General features: G+C 52.2%; 13 protein-coding genes. 10 read left to right on the top strand and 3 right to left on the bottom strand.

Annotated elements, in window-relative coordinates:
* Positions 1–94: 94 nt before the first annotated feature.
* The 3 genes from B5F17_RS11455 to B5F17_RS11445 are packed head-to-tail and all read right to left on the bottom strand — an operon-like array spanning position 95 to position 2,448.
* Complete coding sequence (locus B5F17_RS11455) at positions 95–1,042, bottom strand: glutamine--fructose-6-phosphate aminotransferase (RefSeq protein ID WP_242968752.1); 948 nt, start codon at positions 1,040–1,042, stop codon at positions 95–97.
* A complete protein-coding gene (locus B5F17_RS11450) occupies positions 1,039–2,151 on the bottom strand; it encodes an amidoligase family protein (protein ID WP_087373975.1) in 1,113 nt (370 codons plus the stop codon). The genes B5F17_RS11455 and B5F17_RS11450 overlap by 4 nt, the downstream gene beginning before the upstream one ends.
* A 15-nt stretch (positions 2,152–2,166) precedes the next feature.
* Positions 2,167–2,448 (bottom strand): DUF960 family protein, encoded by a 282-nt coding sequence (locus tag B5F17_RS11445; protein WP_087373973.1) that lies wholly within the window; start codon positions 2,446–2,448, stop codon positions 2,167–2,169.
* 479 nt (positions 2,449–2,927) lie between these two features.
* On the opposite strand from B5F17_RS11445, the gene B5F17_RS11440 reads away from it, so the two are divergent.
* The 10 genes from B5F17_RS11440 to B5F17_RS11395 all read left to right on the top strand — a co-directional run bounded on the left by B5F17_RS11440 (position 2,928) and on the right by B5F17_RS11395 (position 17,310).
* On the top strand, positions 2,928–5,300 hold the full coding sequence (locus B5F17_RS11440) for a GH39 family glycosyl hydrolase (protein WP_087373972.1): 2,373 nt from the start codon (positions 2,928–2,930) through the stop codon (positions 5,298–5,300).
* 186 nt (positions 5,301–5,486) lie between these two features.
* Complete coding sequence (locus B5F17_RS11435; RefSeq protein ID WP_087373970.1) at positions 5,487–6,596, top strand: Gfo/Idh/MocA family protein; 1,110 nt, start codon at positions 5,487–5,489, stop codon at positions 6,594–6,596.
* Between the two features lie 32 nt (positions 6,597–6,628).
* The gene (locus tag B5F17_RS11430; RefSeq protein WP_087373969.1) at positions 6,629–7,075 is read left to right on the top strand and encodes a C-glycoside deglycosidase beta subunit domain-containing protein; all 447 of its coding nucleotides are present in this window, start codon (positions 6,629–6,631) and stop codon (positions 7,073–7,075) included.
* Positions 7,072–8,052, top strand: a complete 981-nt coding sequence (locus tag B5F17_RS11425; RefSeq protein WP_087373968.1) for a sugar phosphate isomerase/epimerase family protein — start codon at positions 7,072–7,074, stop codon at positions 8,050–8,052. The genes B5F17_RS11430 and B5F17_RS11425 overlap by 4 nt, the downstream gene beginning before the upstream one ends.
* Positions 8,053–8,323: 271 nt before the next feature.
* Positions 8,324–9,262 carry a flavodoxin family protein gene (locus B5F17_RS11420; RefSeq protein ID WP_087373966.1) on the top strand — a complete coding sequence of 313 codons (939 nt, stop codon included), beginning with the start codon at positions 8,324–8,326 and terminating at the stop codon, positions 9,260–9,262.
* A gap of 142 nt (positions 9,263–9,404) precedes the next feature.
* A complete protein-coding gene (locus tag B5F17_RS11415) occupies positions 9,405–11,513 on the top strand; it encodes an FAD-dependent oxidoreductase (RefSeq protein WP_087373964.1) in 2,109 nt (702 codons plus the stop codon).
* A 3-nt stretch (positions 11,514–11,516) separates the two neighbouring features.
* On the top strand, positions 11,517–14,237 hold the full coding sequence (locus tag B5F17_RS15285; protein WP_087373962.1) for an FAD-binding protein: 2,721 nt from the start codon (positions 11,517–11,519) through the stop codon (positions 14,235–14,237).
* A 5-nt stretch (positions 14,238–14,242) separates the two neighbouring features.
* A complete protein-coding gene (locus tag B5F17_RS11405; RefSeq protein ID WP_087373960.1) occupies positions 14,243–14,752 on the top strand; it encodes a DUF1097 domain-containing protein in 510 nt (169 codons plus the stop codon).
* Between the two features lie 6 nt (positions 14,753–14,758).
* Positions 14,759–15,550, top strand: a complete 792-nt coding sequence (locus tag B5F17_RS11400; protein ID WP_087373958.1) for a DAPG hydrolase family protein — start codon at positions 14,759–14,761, stop codon at positions 15,548–15,550.
* Between the two features lie 497 nt (positions 15,551–16,047).
* Positions 16,048–17,310 carry an SGNH/GDSL hydrolase family protein gene (locus B5F17_RS11395; protein ID WP_087373957.1) on the top strand — a complete coding sequence of 421 codons (1,263 nt, stop codon included), beginning with the start codon at positions 16,048–16,050 and terminating at the stop codon, positions 17,308–17,310.
* Positions 17,311–17,337 lie beyond the last annotated feature (27 nt).

Genomic DNA, 17,337 nt, shown 5'->3' with positions numbered 1-17,337 from the left:
GGAACTATTCATCCTCGTCTTCCAGCAGATCGATGATCTCACCAATCACAACCAGAATGGTACCCAGACCCATAATCTCACCTCCATTTCAGATTTAGTAGGCGTACAGCAGCTCGGCCGCTGCTTCGTGCAGCAGTGCCGGATTATACAGCAATTCCTCGATTTCGCACGGGTCATACCCCAGATCGAGCAGTGCCAGCACTTCATCTTCGGACACGCCCATCGACTTGGCCGTCTGAATCAGCAGGTCGGTCTGTCCATCTATTGCCTCCGGCTCGTCCACTTCGTCGAACCACGACAGCATGCGAAACCGTGGATTACGCCAAAAGTGTTCCATGCTGTGATTCGGATTGAAGTGCCCGAAACTGCGCTGGCCTGTCCGATCAATTTTCAAAATATCGCCCTCTTCGGTATGGATTTCTTCCCGGTGGTGCAGGCGCAGCTTACGCATCGCCCGCCGCAGAATTTCTTCGGTCGAGGCATACAGGTAAAAGCCACCGAAGTCGAAGATTGCAAGCGGGTTATCGCCACGGACAAAATATAAGTTGTCGTCCCGGTCGAGAAGCGTAAAGACAAAAGAGCCCTGAATTTTCTCCGCCACCGCGCTGATGGTCGTGAAGTCCAGGGCTTTCTGTTGTTCGAGCAGCTGTACAGCGACATAGCTGTCGGTCTGAATATGAGTATCCGGCAGCTTCTCGGTCTGTCGAAGCTCTTTGTCGTTCCACAATACGCCGTTGTGCGCCAAGGCGAAAGAGTCAGTTGACCAAGGATGGTTATTGTAGTTGTCTGCCGGTCTGCCTTGAGTGGCAAGCCGGGTGTGTCCCATGACGACACGAACCCCGTTGGGTACATGGAATTTGAGCTTATGCGCGGCGAGCGGGCGCTTGAACACTTTGATGCTGCCGCCAAAGTTGTAGGCGATGCCCGTCGCGTCCGTGCCGCGCACTTCACATTCTTTGCTAAGCACCTGTAAGATGTGGTTCTTTTGCCGTGTTGTCAGGGCATTTTGATAGTCAATCAGTCCAAATAGGCTGCACATCATTCGTCCTCCTCGTACATAACAGGGTCATTTTTGTAGAGATTTCGCTCTTTTAAGTACTGAATGAGTTCCGGCTCGCGAATCCGGTCAAGGAATCCATGCCATGACAGCTCCTGCAATTCCTCGTCAGACAAAAGAAGAGCCACGTCGCAGATGGCATTGACCAGCTGTAACGTGGCGATCAGGGTATTATATTTGAGCGTGCCTCGGAAAATCCGGATTTCTACGGTGTCTTCGTTTGTGAGATTCACGGCGGTATAGCGTCCAGCACGGGAGTCCTTCGCCGACTCCATCACAGCTTTCGGCGATAATTTCATGCCGTACCGTGCTGCCCAGCGGTTGATCTGTCGCTCGGTACGTCGGGAGAATCGCAATAGCTCAGTCCAGAATTTCTCGACGAAGTATAGCAGTCGAGCAATGGATAATTCCTGCTCCTGTTCGGTTTCGCCGAAAGCAGCGCGGGAGATGTGAACGTGCAGACCGCAAGTGGTAGTGCGGTGGCTGAGATATCCGAGTTCGACTGCCTTGCGCAGGACGTTTTTCCAAGGCATCTGTTCTAGGTGATACTGCAAGGTCATCGGATGGGTAACCAGTTCCATACCGCAGTCGAGCGATCCGTCGCTTTTAATGTACAGATTCTGCGCATCCTCGTTGGCAACATTTAAGATTTCGCCGGCATTCTTGCGGCTCTTGCCATTGCCGTCGATTTCCAGTTCAACGCCGAAGAAGCGTTCATTGTCGCGCTCGCCATGGAAAATCAGCCGCGGTGTATAGCTGTAATCGTGGATCGTCGCCTGCTGCAAACGAGCTTGCAGGCAGTCATAGCACAGCGGCTCGTCCTCGTCGTCATCTTCATAGTAGGCATCGCTGTACGAAATCACGCGCCCGCAGCGTTCACAGTTCGTATAATGCCGCTCGTAGCAGTGCTCACACAGGGTGATGTTCTCGTCTCCGTGATCGTCCGAGACGAACAGCCGCTCTCCGCAGCAATCACAAACGGTGGTATAGGTATCTACACAGTCCGGGCACAAAATCGTGTCTGCAACCATCGTGCAGGCATCCGCCGGGACTCGTTCTCCGCAGCGCTCACAGATATAAGTCGTCTCTTCCATTTTCAAAGCCTCCTTTTAGTATTCGTCTGCTAATAACATGGTAATGTGATCGGGATCTTCGATGATGTACACCTTGGCATCAACAGGCTGCTCGCCCGGGATCACGACAACGTGCTGGTATTCCGGCTGCTCTTGAGCATGCTCAATACGCTGGCAGTCGCCATCACAGGACAAATGGAAAATTTGCAGGTAATCCCGCTCGGGGACTTCTATACTGTCGCGCATGTACCATAAGAGGGTTTGCAGCCAAGGCGGAATGGTAGCCTCAATGCCACGGGTGATGTAACGGGGTTTCACTGAAATCAGCTCCTTTGAGATAAAAGTAAAAGCCGAAGGATTTCTCCTTCGGCTTCATGATTATAATATATATTTTGTCAAATGCAAGAATTACTTATATTTTCTGCTTTTGTTTGGATGATGATTAAGAAAGATATAAATCATATTAAAAATTAATGTTTCTCATTGCTTCGCTGGGTAAAAGATTCTCGGTTCACAGATCCATGGAGTGGGGCATTTATGATTTCGCTTGTGCTTTTCATTCAGATATACAAAATCACTTTACTGTTGGCTTCTCCTCTATTGGACGAATAGAGGAGAGGTTTTATGGTATTTAGTTTATGAACTGTCACTGCTGAAATGGGATTTTGAATGTGTAACGGTAACATTATATCTTGCGCGTGGTCAACTAGAAAGATGGAGTGAACTATACTGTCATTTGAATAAATACATAAAAAAGATTATAATAATGGCAGAAATGCCGATAAGAACATGTTTTTATGTTTGAGCACAGGGGGAACTTAGTGATGGCAGATCTAAACTGCAAAGAGCTTATTATATATATCAGAGAAATCACGGATGAAGAAAAGCATGCCCATAGAGAGATTGAAATCGATTATATTTTGTATGGAGCGGCAGAGCTGGTACTTTCAGGCGATATTTTCCATATGAAAAAGGGAGATATTATACTCATCAACTCCAACAAACTGCATTGGTGGAAGCATGCAGAGAAATGCCTGATCTGCCGCATTTTGATTTCCAGCAGTATGATGGAGGAGATGCTGGGTCGGCGTCCAGTCAATTTCTGGTGTAATAGTGTGACCAATTCCGTACAAGATGTGCATCAGTTGCGCGTGACGCTGAATACACTCATCAAGAAGTACCGAGCGGCTGGCGAGCGCAATTCATTTTCTCTGGAGTGTGCGAAGTACTCACTGCTGGATATTTTGTCGGAAAACTTTTTGCTGGAGGCGAACGAAATCAGCACCGAAGACCAGAGAATCCAGCAGACACTGGATGATATCAATAATCATTATGCAGAGAGACTGTCACTCACGCAGATTGCAGATCGTTTGTATCTATCTGAGGCGTATCTGTCCAGATTGTTCAAACAGACGGTGGGAATGAATTTCCGGGAATATCTCAGCCGCGTACGCCTCAATCACGCGGTGGAGAGCCTTCTTTACACCTGTAAAACGGTGACGGAAATCTCCATGGAATGTGGATTTGAAACGCCGTCTGCCTTCAATAAGCTCTTCCAGAGAAACTATCAATGCTCTCCTTCCGAGTATCGGAGACAAATCCGGAAGCGGGCATCCGACGCAGAAAAAAGCGACATAAGTGTGATGGAAAAACTGGACAGCTGGCTGAAAGATCAGGCAATCCCTGAAGAGCGAGCGCAGACAGAGGTGCAGCAAATTGAAATTGACCGTCAGAGCGGCCGACCGCTGCAAAATAATACGATCAGCTGGATCAATTTCGGTACCATGTGGGATTTGCTGCAGGCAGTGCTTCAGGAGCAGCTGGTGCGCATTCATCGGACATTGGGAGTCCGGTATGTGCGCTTGGGGAATATTTTCAGTCAAAGTCTACACATTCGACAGGGAAATCAGTATACATTTGCGCTGATGGATACCGTGCTGGATTTTATTGTCGATAATGGGATGATACCGGTGTTGGATCTGACAGTACATTTGAAACGGGCGTATGCAGATATTGGAGAAGACCTGTTTCGTGAGGAAAATCAGGTACCCTTTCAGGATTTGAGGGATTGGAAGGTTTTGCTGGACACCTGTCTTGCGCATCTGGCCGAGCGTTATGGGCGAGAGTCGCTGGAAGAATGGATTTTTGAGCTGGATGAGAGTGAGGAATATCAGGACATCTGCGAAATGTTTGGAAAGCCGTATGTGCCATACGCGGCACTTTGGAGTACCGCACGCAGCGTACTGCATCGTTTTTGTCCCGAGGCCGCATTCGGCGGAAGTCCTGCACTGCTCAAAAACGCGGAAACCATCCCGGATTTCGTGACCGGACAGATTTATCCGTACAGTACATACCATTATGGAAAGGATGTCTATTCGGGAAGAATTACCGATTTGCAGTTTGTGGAATGCGAAGTGAAAAAGCTGAGAAAGATGCTCAGGGAAGCCGGATATCCGGATATGAAGCTGGTCATTACCGAATGGAATACCAGCATTTCCGAGCGCAATGCCTACAACGACGGCTGCGGAAAGGCCGCTCATGTGATGATGCATCTGGCAGCACTGGAAGGAGAATGCTGTATTCTGTGCTATCAGCATGGCAGTGACTTTTTAACGCAGTACCGGGATACTACCGAGCCGTTTGTGGGCGGCAATGGCCTGCTGACCAAAGACGGTGTGCACAAGCCTGTTTTTTATGCATTTCAGTTTATGAGCCAGATGAAGGGACAGGTTGTGGCCAAAGGCGAGCATTTTCTTGTCACATGCAATCGGGGGAATACCTATTTTATTCTGGCATTTCATCCGAAAAAGTTTGGGCATGTCTATTACCTGAATAAGGAAAGCCAGATCAGGGAAGAGATGGATATTTACGAGGAGAATACCGCGGAAAAGCTGTGTTTCAGGATTTTGAATCGTCCGGAACGCCGGTATCGGATGAAAACATGGTATATGACCGAAGAGCAGGGCAGTGCGGTCTATGAATGGAGGCAGATGGGACGGCCCGCGCAGTTGAATGCCGATGAGGCGCGTTATCTGCGCGAACTGAGCAGACCCAGAATACAAAAGCAGACCGGCCGGGTGCAGGACGGAGAAATCTCGGTTGAACTTGTACTCAAACCGCACCAGATCACACTCGTACAGGTTGTGCTGGACGATGGGGAGATCCAATAAGGTCATCACAGGACAATATGCGTCGTATCAAAGACGGACAGGGCAAGAATGGATAAGCTGCCTTGTCCGTTTTTTATATCTCCGGCCGGATGGCAGGAAAAGACAGATAACAAACAAGCGGCTGGGGGAAAAGCGGGAGCGTGGGAAAAAGCGTACACTAGAGAAAACAGAAAGGTGGCAAGAAAAATGGATAAACTTCGTTTTGGAATCATCGGCTGCGGCGGTATTGCAAATGCAAAACATCTTCCGGCTCTTTCGGCATTCCCGGAAGAAGTGGAACTGATTTATTTCTGTGATGTGATCCGAGAGCGTGCGGAACAGGCAGCAAAGCAGTATGGCGCACCCGGTGCCAAGGTATGCACCGATTATCACGAACTGCTGGCTGACGAGCAGATTGACGTTGTGCATGTGCTGACGCCAAACGTGGATCATTGCCCCATCACCTGTGATGCACTGGAGGCGGGTAAGCATGTACTGTGCGAAAAGCCCATGGCGATCACCTATGAGGAAGGCAAGAAAATGCTGGATACTGCCCGTCGGACAGGTAAGAAGCTGACCATCGGCTATCAGAACCGTTTCCGGAAGGATACGCAGCAGATGTACGAGATGGTCAGAAGCGGTGAACTGGGTGAAATCTACTTTGCCAAAGCACACGGCGTGCGCCGCAGAGGTGTACCGACGTGGGGTGTATTCCCGGACAAGTCCAAGCAGGGCGGCGGTCCCCTGATCGATATCGGTACCCATCCGCTGGACATGACGCTGTGGCTGATGAACAATTACCGTCCGGTATCCGTTCTGGGACAGACCTTCCAGAAGCTGAAGGATCATCCGGAGGGCAATAAGTTTGGTCCGTGGGACCCGGCTACCTTTGAGACCGAGGACTCGGCCTTTGGCCTGATCCGCATGAAGAATGGCGCGACCATTTATCTGGAAGCGGCATGGGCGCTCAACCTGCTCGACTGCAAGGATGCGATGGTGACGCTCTGCGGAACCGAGGGCGGTTCTGAGATGTTCGGCGATAACTGGGAGAATAAGGGCTATCTCATCACCAATACGGTGTCTCACGGTCAGCTGGTCAATATTCAGCCTGCGGAAACAGCCGGTGTGTTTGGCTTTGGCGGTGTGGACATGACCGATCCCAAGATTCTGGAGCAGAGATACTGGATTGATGCCATCAGAAACGATACCGAGCCTTATGTCAAGCCGGAGGAGGCGCTGGTTGTAACGCGCATTCTGGAGGCCATTTATCAATCGGCAGAGACCGGCAAGGCTGTATATTTTACATACGAGGACTAAGGGACATTCCGGACCGAGGAGGAGAATGTGATATGCCGACGCAATTTATGAAGTTAGGATTTGAAAAACGGGTACTCAGAGAGGACGGCTTTTATAACATCCTGCTCAACGGCAAGCAGGTGGGCTTCAATCTGGATCTGCGCATCAATTATTATCGCGGTCTGCCGCTGTCCTGCGTGCACAAGGTGGAAGTAACCGTCGATGGCGAGAAGATTCCGGAATATCTGATGCTGTTTCAGCTGCATGAGAAGTGCTTTACGCTCAGTGAGCTTCCGTGCATGTATAAGGAATACTGGGGCATCAAGACACCCGCGCACCTGCGGATTTTCAATTATGGACTGGAACCCGGCACGCATGATGTCTTGGTTCGATTGGAGTTCAAAAGCCCGTACATGAAGTTTGCGCCGCAGGTCTACGGCATGATCGACAGTTCGGGGCATGCAAAAATGACTTTGGGAAATGCGAGGGAACTGGCATGAAGAACAATATCGACTTAGGCGTTTCGCTGTATGGGTTCACCCAGCGTTTTGTCGAAGAGGATGGATACGGCTTTGAGCAGATGTTTCAGGATCTCAATCGACTGGGTGTGAAAAAGTTTGAGATCGTCGGTGCACAGATGTTCTCGCACTATCCCAATCCGACCGATGAGGAGATCCAGGAAGTGGTCAGACTGGCAAAGAAGTACGACGTGCAGCCGTTCAGCTACGGCGGCTATGTGGACTTTGCAAAATATCAGGACCGCGACATGGACGACGATGAGATGATGAATGAAGTCGTTTTTGACCTGATGACGGCCCATAAGCTGGGGTGTGCGTATATCCGCGGATTTGGCATTCCGGTGCACCTGTACGAGCGGGTAGCACAGATGGCGGAATTTTACGGTGTAAAGGTGTGTTACGAGATCCATGCGCCCGAGCGTCCGAGTGATCCGCACATTCAGGAGCTGGCAAAGCTGTTTGAGCGGCTGCAGTCGCCGTGGGTTGGCTTTGTGCCGGATTTCGGGTGTTATATTGAGCGTCCGAATGAGCTGCATATCCAGAGATTCATCGATCTTGGTGCCAAGAGAGAAAATCTCCAGTTTATCATCGATCACCGCTGGAGTGGATACACGGAAGCGGATATGCTGAAGAAAATGGAGGAAATGGGCGGCGGACTGGCGGAAAAGATGGCCGTCAGTGAATGGTTTGGATATATGTCCTTTGCGCCTGCGGATATTGAGGGCTTCGAGAGCATCCTGCCGTACGCCAAGTACTTTCATGGAAAATTCTATCATATCGCAGAGGATTGCGTAGAAACCACGATTCCTTACGAGCAACTGCTGGATCTTGTGGTGAAATCGGGATTTGACGGAACAATTATGATCGAATATGAAGGACATTCGTTCTATCTCAACGATGCCATGGAGCAGATTGGCCGTCATATCAAAATGGAACAGAGAATCTTGTCACAAGCCTGAGCAAGATTGCCTGTATTTTTGCAACGGTTGGCCGCCTGTTTTATACAGGCGGCTGTTTTTTTGCCTGACTGCTGTACGGCACAGCGTATATGGGTTTGGAAAATCAAAAATTAACGATTCAAATTGACCTCGGATTAGAACATAGGGCACAGATAGAAGGAAGAGGTCAAAAAAACAGGTCGAATCTAAAAGAATACAAACGGCGCAATGGCGGTGGGAACGGTATAATGAACTCAACAACCGAGATGTTGATAGAAAGGAATGAGGCTGTATGTATAAGGTGATGGGTATTACGGCAGGGCGTAAGAACAGCAACAGTGAAATTTTGCTCAAGGAAGCGCTCATGGCCTGTGAGGAAGCTGGCGCAGAGGTGACGATGATTAACCTGCGTGACTATAATATTCTGGATTGTACGGGCTGTACGGCGTGCACCAAGGGTATGAGTCAGGGAAAGAACGTGGGCTGTGTGCTTGACAGTAAGGATGATAAAAAGAAGATCATGGAAGCCATGCTGGAGCAGGACGGCGTGATTATTTCGGTACCGACCTATGACCTGATGCCGGCATCTCCGTATCTGACCTTTGCACAGAGAAGCCTGAGTTATGAAACGTCCTTCCTTGAAACCATCGGCGCAATTGCGCATAAGGATCGTGTGGCCGGATTGATTGCGGTTGGCGGTTCTACGCGTTCGTGGCAGTCGATGGCGCTTGAGGGCTTGCAGGCAACCATGTTCACGACCGATATGAAAGTAGTCGATATGCTGCTGGCAACCCGCGTGCCGGGCAATGCCCAGTGCCTGCTGGATGATGCACTGATGGCACGCGCAAGAAAAATGGGGGAACACATCATGCAGGCCGTGCAGACTCCGCCGGAGGAACGCACTTGGCTGGGTGAGGAGGACATGGGCTGGTGCCCGAACTGCCATAGCAATGCGCTGGTACTGGGTGAACCCCAGTGGGATGGCCTGCACTATCCGATTGAGTGTCAGGTGTGCGGTGCAGGCGGAACGCTCGAGCAGGTGGATGGCAAGTGGAAGTTTGTCATTGCCGAAAATGGCCTGCTCAAGGATCGTACGACGGTTGCCGGACGTGCCAAGCATCTCGAGGAGATCGCAGCCACACAGGGCGGCTACTATGGTGACCCCGAGGCCATGAAAAAGGTGCAGGAACGTAAGGAAAAATATGTGCGCAAGACGTTTCCGGGCGTTTGATGTTGCATGCCTGATGCAGCCTGACCTGTACACTGTGTCAGAAGAATGATGATTTGATAGAGATTATCGGCGCTCGAACCGATATGCAGCCGTGTGCAGTGGTTCGGGACGCACTTTTTAGATGTTACATGGAGGATTGTCTATGATTACACTCCAGATCGATGGAAAAACTGTGACCGTCCAGCCGGGGACAAACGTGCTGGAGGCCGCGCTGCAAAACGGGATTTACATCCCGCATCTGTGTCATCACCCTGACCTGCCGGATATCGGTTCGTGCCGGCTGTGTCTGGTTGAGGTCGAGGGCAGGGATGGGGTGGTCCCCTCGTGCAAGCTGCAAGCCGAGGAGGGCATGGTCGTACACACGGACAGCCCGACGATTTCCCACCTGCGCCAGCTGTCCATGGAACTGATTCTGGCCGCCCATCCCGAGGACTGCTCGACCTGTCCCAAGTATGGCCGCTGCGAGCTGCAAACGCTCATTCAGTACATGGGCACGTCGGCCACCCGCATGCACACCCGCGTCAAGGGCTTTGCCAAGAACGAGAGCAACCCGCTTTTGATTCACGACATGAACCGCTGCGTGCTGTGCGGACGCTGTGTGCGTGCCTGCCATGACCTGCGCGGCGTGGGCGTGCTGCAATACAACCAGTCGGGCATGGAAACCTACATCGGTACCCTGCATGACAAACTACTCAAGGACGTGGACTGCCGTTTCTGCGGCGCGTGTGCCGAGGTCTGTCCGACCGGTACCATCCGCGATCTCATGAACTTCACCCCGACCGAGAAGCGTGACACCCTGATTCCCTGTCAGGCGACCTGCCCGGCGCATACCGATGTGCCGCGTTACGTCCGCTATGCCAAGGAGGGCAAGTTCGAGGAAGCTACTGCGGTCATCCATGAAAAATTACCGTTCCCCGAGTGTCTGGGCCGCGTGTGCGCCCATGCGTGCGAGACCAAGTGCCGCCGCGGGGACGTCAACGAAGCGGTATCCATCCGTAATATCAAGCGCTATGTCGCTGAGCACGCTCAGAATGTACTGTGGAAGCGCAACAGCAAGCGCCTGCCAGCAACCGGCAAGAAGGTATGCGTCGTAGGCGGCGGCCCGTCGGGCATGACGGCAGCCTTCTATCTGGCCAAGCAGGGTCACGCAGTTACCCTCAAGGAAGCCTATCCCAAACTGGGCGGACAGATGCAGTATGGCATTCCGTCCTACCGCCTGCCGCGTGAGGTCGTGGACAAGGAAGCGGCCTACCTGACCGAGTTTGGTGTAACGGTGGAGACAAATTGCCGGGTTGACCATCCCAAGGAACTGCTCGATGAGTTCGATGCAGTTATTCTGGCAGTCGGCACCCATCAGGGCGTACGTCTGCCCATGACCGGCAGCAATCTGGAGAACGTCCTGCTCAATACCGATTTCCTGCGCAATGCGTCCATGGGTCAGCCGACCGGCATGGGCCAAAAGGTCATCGTGCTGGGCGGCGGCAATGTTGCCTTTGACTGTGCCCGCACGGCCAAGCGACTGGGCGCACAGGAAGTGCACGTTGCATGTCTGGAAAAGCGCGAAGCCATGCTGGCCGATGACGAGGAAATCGAGCAGGCACAGGAAGAGGGTATTCAGGTACACCCCGGACAGACCTTCGAGGCTATTTGCGGCGAGACCGCAGTCACCGGAGTCAAGTTCTGCAACGTCAAGCGCTTTACCTTTGACGAAAACCGCCGTGCAATCATCGAGAAGGAGGAAAACTCCGAGCACGAGATTGCAGCCGATACGGTGATCTTTGCCGTCGGTCAGCGCACCGATCTGGCAGAGGATTCCGGACTGGAACGCGGACGCGGCAACTGCATCGCGGCCGATCCCGAGCACTTCACCACCAATATTTCCGGTATCTTCGCCTGCGGCGACGCCATTTACGGCACTAAAACGGTCATTCAGGCGGTCGAGTCCGGCCGTGAGATCGCGTCCGAGGTGGACCGCTACTTAGGCGGTGACGGAGACATCTCCGAGACGCTGGCACCGGTCGAGCAGCCCGATCCCAAGATCGGCAAGGTCGAGGGCTTCGGTGACCTGACCCGTGCAGCCGAGGACTTCGTCTCGCCGGATGAGCGACAGGACAACTTTAACCCCATCAGCCGGGGCATCTGCGGCAGCAGCCTGTGCGGTGAGGCCGCACGTTGCCTGCAATGTGATCTGCGCTTCACCATCACGGGCAGCCGCCTGTGGAGCGATTACCATACGGACAAGGAGGCGTAAGAAATGAGCATGATGCAGAACAACGCGCAGGCGCTGGTCAAGCTGCGCGGTATGACCCGTGCAGATTTGGAGACTCGATTTGACACCTATGCACCGGTACAGGGTAAAATTGTCGGCGCACTGTACAACGCGGACACCGATGGCATGAAGAATATCCTGCTCAAGTTCAATCCGGCGGGTGTTGTGGCCGGACTCAAGATTTTGACCGTGCTCACGGGTGCGGAGAGCGCCGAACTGAGCGTCAACTGTGAGGTCAACGCCCAAGAATTGCAGGCGAATGCCGGACAGGTTGACCTCAAACTGACCGTCACCGAGGAAAAGATGGTCAACAAGCGTGCACATCAGAATGATCTGTTGGTACCTTTTGATACCCTGACCGCACTGGCTGTGCGCCTGATGGATGAGCAGCCGGGCGTGCTGGTGTGCGTGGATGACCAGACCCCGACCGAGGTTGCCCCCGAGACTACACTGGACAAGCTGGTGGGTGAGGACATCAAGGGCGTGCTCACCGACCATGTATTCTACGCGCCTGAGCAGCTGGCAAGCGTGCGTGCGGACAGTCTCACAAGCGGCATGATTCATACCCTGAAAAATGAGCACTGCATGGTGCACGAGACGGGTGAGGAACTGCTGCGCCTGCGCAAAAAGAGCTGTGGCAAGTGTACATTCTGCCGTGAGGGACTTTATCAGCTGTCTCAGATTATGCAGGACATATCTGAAGGACGCACCAAGGCAGGCGATCTGGCACTGGCTGAAGAGATCGGCAGCGCCATGACCGTATCTTGCAACTGCACACTCGGCGAGAATGCAGCACAGCCTGCGCTGTCCGTGCTCAAGTCCTTTGGCCGAGAGGTGGAAAGCCATTACAAGAACAAGCAGTGCCCGGCAGGTGTGTGCTTGTCACTGACACAGATCTATATCGACCCGACGCTGTGTAAGGGCAGCGGCGCATGCGCAGCTGTCTGCCCCGAGCAGTGCATCCAAGTGAAGGATGGCTATGTGTCGGTCATTGATTCCTTTGACTGCACGCGCTGCGGCAAGTGCCTCACCGCCTGTGCGCAGGACGCGGTCAAGAAGGTGTCCGGCCGTGCACCCAAGCTGCCCGACCGTCCGGTGCGCATCAAGGGTGCCAAGGTGGCAGTAACCACCGAAACCACCGAAAAGACGCCGCGCAGGAGACGGCGCACCGCGCTCAGGATCGAGCGTCCGGTACACACCCAGAGTCAGCCCATCCAACAGACAGAGAAAATGCAGGTGAAGATTATGAAGACCATGGAGACAGATGTAGTCATCGTAGCAGGCGGCCCGGCCGGTCTGGCGGCAGCCATCACGGCAGGCGAGCGCGGCCTTAAGTCGGTGATTCTGGAGAAGTCCAGCGCGACCGGCGGCGCAGCCAATATGGGCATGGGCCCCTTGGGCATCGATACCCGCATCCAGCGCGAACAGTTCAATGACATCAGCGTGGAAAAGGCGCTGCACATGCACATGAATTACACTCATTATCAGGTCGATGAGGATCTGGTACAGACTTACTTCAATAAGTCGGCTGATACCATCCAGTGGCTGGAAGATATGGGCGTTGAATTTGCCGGTGCATTCCGCTACTTCAAGGAATCCGAGGCCACTTGGCACATTGTCAAGCCGGAAAACGGCGTGATCGGCCCGCGTGCGGCCAGCGCCATGGTCAAGGTGATGACCCAGCGTGCCAAGGAACTCGGCTGTGACATCCTGCTCGAGACCCCGGCAACCTCGCTTATTCGGGAGAATGGCAAGGTTTGCGGCGCGATCGCAGTTGACAAGGATGGTAACGGCATCGAGGTACGCGGCAAGGCGGTTATCGTCGCAACCGGCGGCTTCGGCAACAATAAGGATATGATTGCACAGGAATTTGGTCTGCATTTGGGTGAGGACTTCTTCCCGTTCCAGATTCCGGGCATCACGGGCGATGGCCTGCGCATGATGTGGGATGCAGGCGCAGCCAAGTTTGGCGCGAACATCGAGGCAATCTATCAGATTCCCGACAACCTCAATTGGTTCCTGCTCGATGCCGTCCTGCGTCAGCCCAACTTGCTTATCAACCAGTGGGGCGACCGCTTCATGAACGAGGGTGACATGGGCAACACCACCTATGTCGGCAACGCCCTGCGCTTGCAGCCGGGCAATTACGGCTACTGCATCATGGACGAAGGCATCCTCAAGATGTACAAGAAGAATGGCCCGGATATCGCGGATATCGTCCATCCGGCTGACGCCTTTATCGCCTTTGACGGACAGGCAGCCAAGGCAGTCGAGGATAATTACGAGGGCTATATCGAGGCTGAGACGCTGGAAGAGCTGGCCGAAAAGCTGAACATCGACGCAGACAAGCTGCGCGACACCATCGACACCTACAACGAGATGTGCGAGCGCGGCGTGGATACCCAGTACCACAAGCCCCAGAAGTACCTGCACCCGATCACCGGCCGCGGCAAGTATCTGGTCGGTAAGTACTACGTTGCAGCCTACGGCACGGTCGGCGGTGTGCGCATCAACAAGTACTGCGAGGTACTGGACGCAGACGGCTGCCCGATCGACGGCCTGTACTCCGCGGGCTCGGATGCCAACACCATCTACGGCGACAGCTATAACTTCACCCTGCCGGGCAACACCATGGGCTTTGCGGTCAACAGCGGCCGTATGGCAGGCGAGAGCGTGGCCGATTACATCGCAGAATGCGAGGGTTAAAGCCAATGGAACGCGGAAAATGGACGGAGATCTGGACGCTTGCCCTGTGCATCGCCCTGTTTCCGCCCATCTGGGCGGTGTTCGCCCCATTTATTCAGGTGACGACCGGCAGTGTCGCACTGATCTGCGCCGGATTGTACGTTGCCCACGGCAACAGCGCAAAAAACGCACTGAAAATCAGTATCGGTTTTCTTTTGGGTGACTTGTGGGCCATTCTGGCGCTGCGATTGATGGCAGCTTTGCCGGTTTCCCAGAGTGCAGCCCTGTTTGTGACATTGTTTGTCATGGGCGGTCTGGCTGTATTGATTTCGGGATTTGTCCCCAAGTATATCGATACCCCGTCCTGGCTGTGCGGCTGGGCCATTGGACTGACCATCTTATCCCCCTTGCCGCAGACCGAAGTGCTGTCGCTCGCATGGCAGATTGCAGTTGCCATGCTGGTCGGTGTATGGTATGTCGGCGTGTTCGTCGGCGCGGTACAGCGTAAAATGGCCGGAAAATTTGCAAAGGAGTGAACGGATATGGCAAAGAAAGTTGGCGTTTGTCAGGAAGAACGCGGACTGCCGTACTTCAAATATTTTGAGCAGGATTTAGCGCCCATCCCGCAGGAAAAGCTGGATGTTCTGCATGCAGGCCCGTCTGATAAGATGGGCGTGCCCCTTGCCGAAAAGAACCTGTTTCTGGCAGGCAAGGACGACGATTACTGCCAGATCGGCTTCGGTGTGTACGAGGACGGCACGGCTTTCGTGTGCAATACGACGTACATGCCGGGTGTGACCGGTGAGATGCTGGACTGGTGGTTCCCGTGGCACAGTGTAGGCTCCGACCTGCGCTATAAGATCTGGGATCCGGAGGATCATTATTTCGCCAGAGCCGACAATGCGGCCTATGTCTGCGACCCCAATGTACCCATGCACCAGAAAACATGGGGCGTCAACCACTACATTCTGGAGGACGTCGGCGGCGGACCGGATGCACTCAAGCTGTGCTTTAAGAATCCCAAGGACTTCGGCTATGCTCCTGAACTGGTCGGCACCGACGTGTGCCAGTCCATGGTCTGCGCGGTCGGTGAGGGCAACTGCGCTGCTGCAATGACGCACAAGTGGTATCCGTACAAGGACGGTGTGCTGTTCTGCTCGCGCTTCTGGATTGGCTATGGCATGGTCGATGGCAAGATTCAGAAGATCGTACCCGAGGGCGTACGCATTCCCGATTTCGTTCCCATGGGACTGTTTGCCCACAATATCAAGGAATTCACCAATCTGGCCGCCATTTTGCCGGCGGTTTACGCGGAAAACCGCGATCAGTTCTGATTTTTTGACCCCAAAAGGACAACTCCAACCTTTTTACAAGGGCTTTGGGCACGATTCCTGTTCTCTTTCTTTCAGATTTGCACAAAAAGGTGGCAATCACCTGAGGCTTTCTATGTGTGCGCCCAAAACATTGAAAACCCTTGTGTATACACGCCCTTTTATCTATTACTCATAAGCGCTCCAAAGTCTGGGTCAAAAAATATATACTTGCAATGACCTTTTCCCATTCGCCGTAAAGTAATGGGGAAAGGTCATTTTTATATTGGATACAGTGCAGATATCAAAAAGGAGAATGTATTTTTGACATTCGGGTGGTTATAACGCACGCAGAGAAAATGGAAAGTCAAAAATATAGGATTTGAAGGGAAAAATAAACATATTCAATCAGAACACGAATGCTATAATTACACAAAATGATAAATATTGAATCGGAAAGGAGGTGTAAATTGTACAAAATTATAGATTTTTGAAGTGATGAAAATGAGAGGAGCAGAAAAATGAGAAAGAAAGCGATTGGTTTCATGCTGGCAGTTGTATACGGTATATGCGTACTGACAGCGTGCGGTAACGGACAAACTGCTGAAAATGGGGCCCAGAATGATGTGCAGGTAGAGCAGGCCGTGCAGACAAGTCCCATCACATTGGCAGCCGCTGATGCGGTGATTGACGGTTATAGCTATAATGCGGAAGGTGTGCAGACGGATACTGCATATGATGCCGAAAATCAGGCAATTGTATGTTTCGGAGAACATTCGGACGTACAGTATACGGTTCCCGATATACAGGAAGGCAGCTATGATATTTATGTTTCGCTGTCGAAAACGACCTATGCCTTTGCATCCACACCGGTTAATATTACCGTGCATGATGACACATCTGTCGTTCGATCCAACCTCAATTCCTGTGCAAAGGATATGTCCGATCTATATGAGATGGGTATATTCCTTGCCAAAGAGGATGTGACGCTCAAGTCTGGAGATACCATTACGCTGACAGGAAATCCCGGATTGGAAAATATGCGAGACGGTAAGATGTTATCTTTGATGCCTTCTCTGGGAAACGTATATCTTTATCCAGCAAACAGCGACGTTGCGGTTGGATATGGAGAAGGAAAGGTTGAAACAGAGGAAGCAGTAGATGAGAGCGATGCGCTGTCGGGATTAAATATTGCATGGTTGGGTTCGTCTGTTACTTTTGGCATGGACGGCAACGGTTATGCCGTTGCGGATGCCATTGCAGATAACCATGCAGCCACTAAATCCTATAAGTATGCGATTGCAGGCACCAAGCTGATTACCGATAAGCCGTCCTCTTATGTGGAACGCATGAAGCAAATTGATCCGGAGCAAGCATTTGATTTGTTTGTTGTACAGTTCTCGACGAACGATGCGACAGAAAAGAGTGCGGTCGGTACGGTGAGTGGCAGTAAGGAAATGGATTCTTTTGATACTATGACGGTTACAGGCGCATTGGAATATATCATCGCTTATATTGGAGAAACCTGGAATTGTCCGGTTGCCATTTATACCAATACTCGTTATGATAGTCCTGAATATACCGAGATGATGACCATTATTCCGGAGATTCAGCAAAAATGGGGTGTTACGGTCATTGACCTGTGGAACAACGATGACATGAATCAGACAATCGAGAGTGGAGAAGCAGAAAAGTATATGATCGACTCCATTCATCCGAATACGCTGGGCTATACAGAGTGGTGGACTCCGGTCTTTGAGGATGCATTGGCGAAGATGGTGTAATACTGTTTTGCTAGTAAATGACGGGTT

This window comes from Butyricicoccus pullicaecorum, from assembly GCF_002160355.1.
Lineage (GTDB): Bacteria > Bacillota > Clostridia > Oscillospirales > Butyricicoccaceae > Butyricicoccus > Butyricicoccus pullicaecorum.
The sequence above is the reverse complement of the archived record's forward strand: the minus strand, read 5'-3'. Positions and strand labels throughout refer to the sequence as shown.

Excerpts from the sequence above, each read along its gene's own strand:
- B5F17_RS11430 (WP_087373969.1), top strand. The coding sequence starts at position 6,629 with ATGCCGACGCAATTTATGAAGTTAGGATTTGAAAAACGGGTACTCAGA.
- B5F17_RS11440 (WP_087373972.1), top strand. The coding sequence starts at position 2,928 with ATGTTTGAGCACAGGGGGAACTTAGTGATGGCAGATCTAAACTGCAAA.
- B5F17_RS11400 (WP_087373958.1), top strand. The coding sequence starts at position 14,759 with ATGGCAAAGAAAGTTGGCGTTTGTCAGGAAGAACGCGGACTGCCGTAC.
- B5F17_RS11395 (WP_087373957.1), top strand. The coding sequence starts at position 16,048 with ATGAGAAAGAAAGCGATTGGTTTCATGCTGGCAGTTGTATACGGTATA.
- B5F17_RS11415 (WP_087373964.1), top strand. The coding sequence starts at position 9,405 with ATGATTACACTCCAGATCGATGGAAAAACTGTGACCGTCCAGCCGGGG.
- B5F17_RS11450 (WP_087373975.1), bottom strand. The coding sequence starts at position 2,151 with ATGGAAGAGACGACTTATATCTGTGAGCGCTGCGGAGAACGAGTCCCG.
- B5F17_RS11455 (WP_242968752.1), bottom strand. The coding sequence starts at position 1,042 with ATGATGTGCAGCCTATTTGGACTGATTGACTATCAAAATGCCCTGACA.
- B5F17_RS15285 (WP_087373962.1), top strand. The coding sequence starts at position 11,517 with ATGAGCATGATGCAGAACAACGCGCAGGCGCTGGTCAAGCTGCGCGGT.
- B5F17_RS11425 (WP_087373968.1), top strand. The coding sequence starts at position 7,072 with ATGAAGAACAATATCGACTTAGGCGTTTCGCTGTATGGGTTCACCCAG.
- B5F17_RS11405 (WP_087373960.1), top strand. The coding sequence starts at position 14,243 with ATGGAACGCGGAAAATGGACGGAGATCTGGACGCTTGCCCTGTGCATC.
- B5F17_RS11435 (WP_087373970.1), top strand. The coding sequence starts at position 5,487 with ATGGATAAACTTCGTTTTGGAATCATCGGCTGCGGCGGTATTGCAAAT.
- B5F17_RS11420 (WP_087373966.1), top strand. The coding sequence starts at position 8,324 with ATGTATAAGGTGATGGGTATTACGGCAGGGCGTAAGAACAGCAACAGT.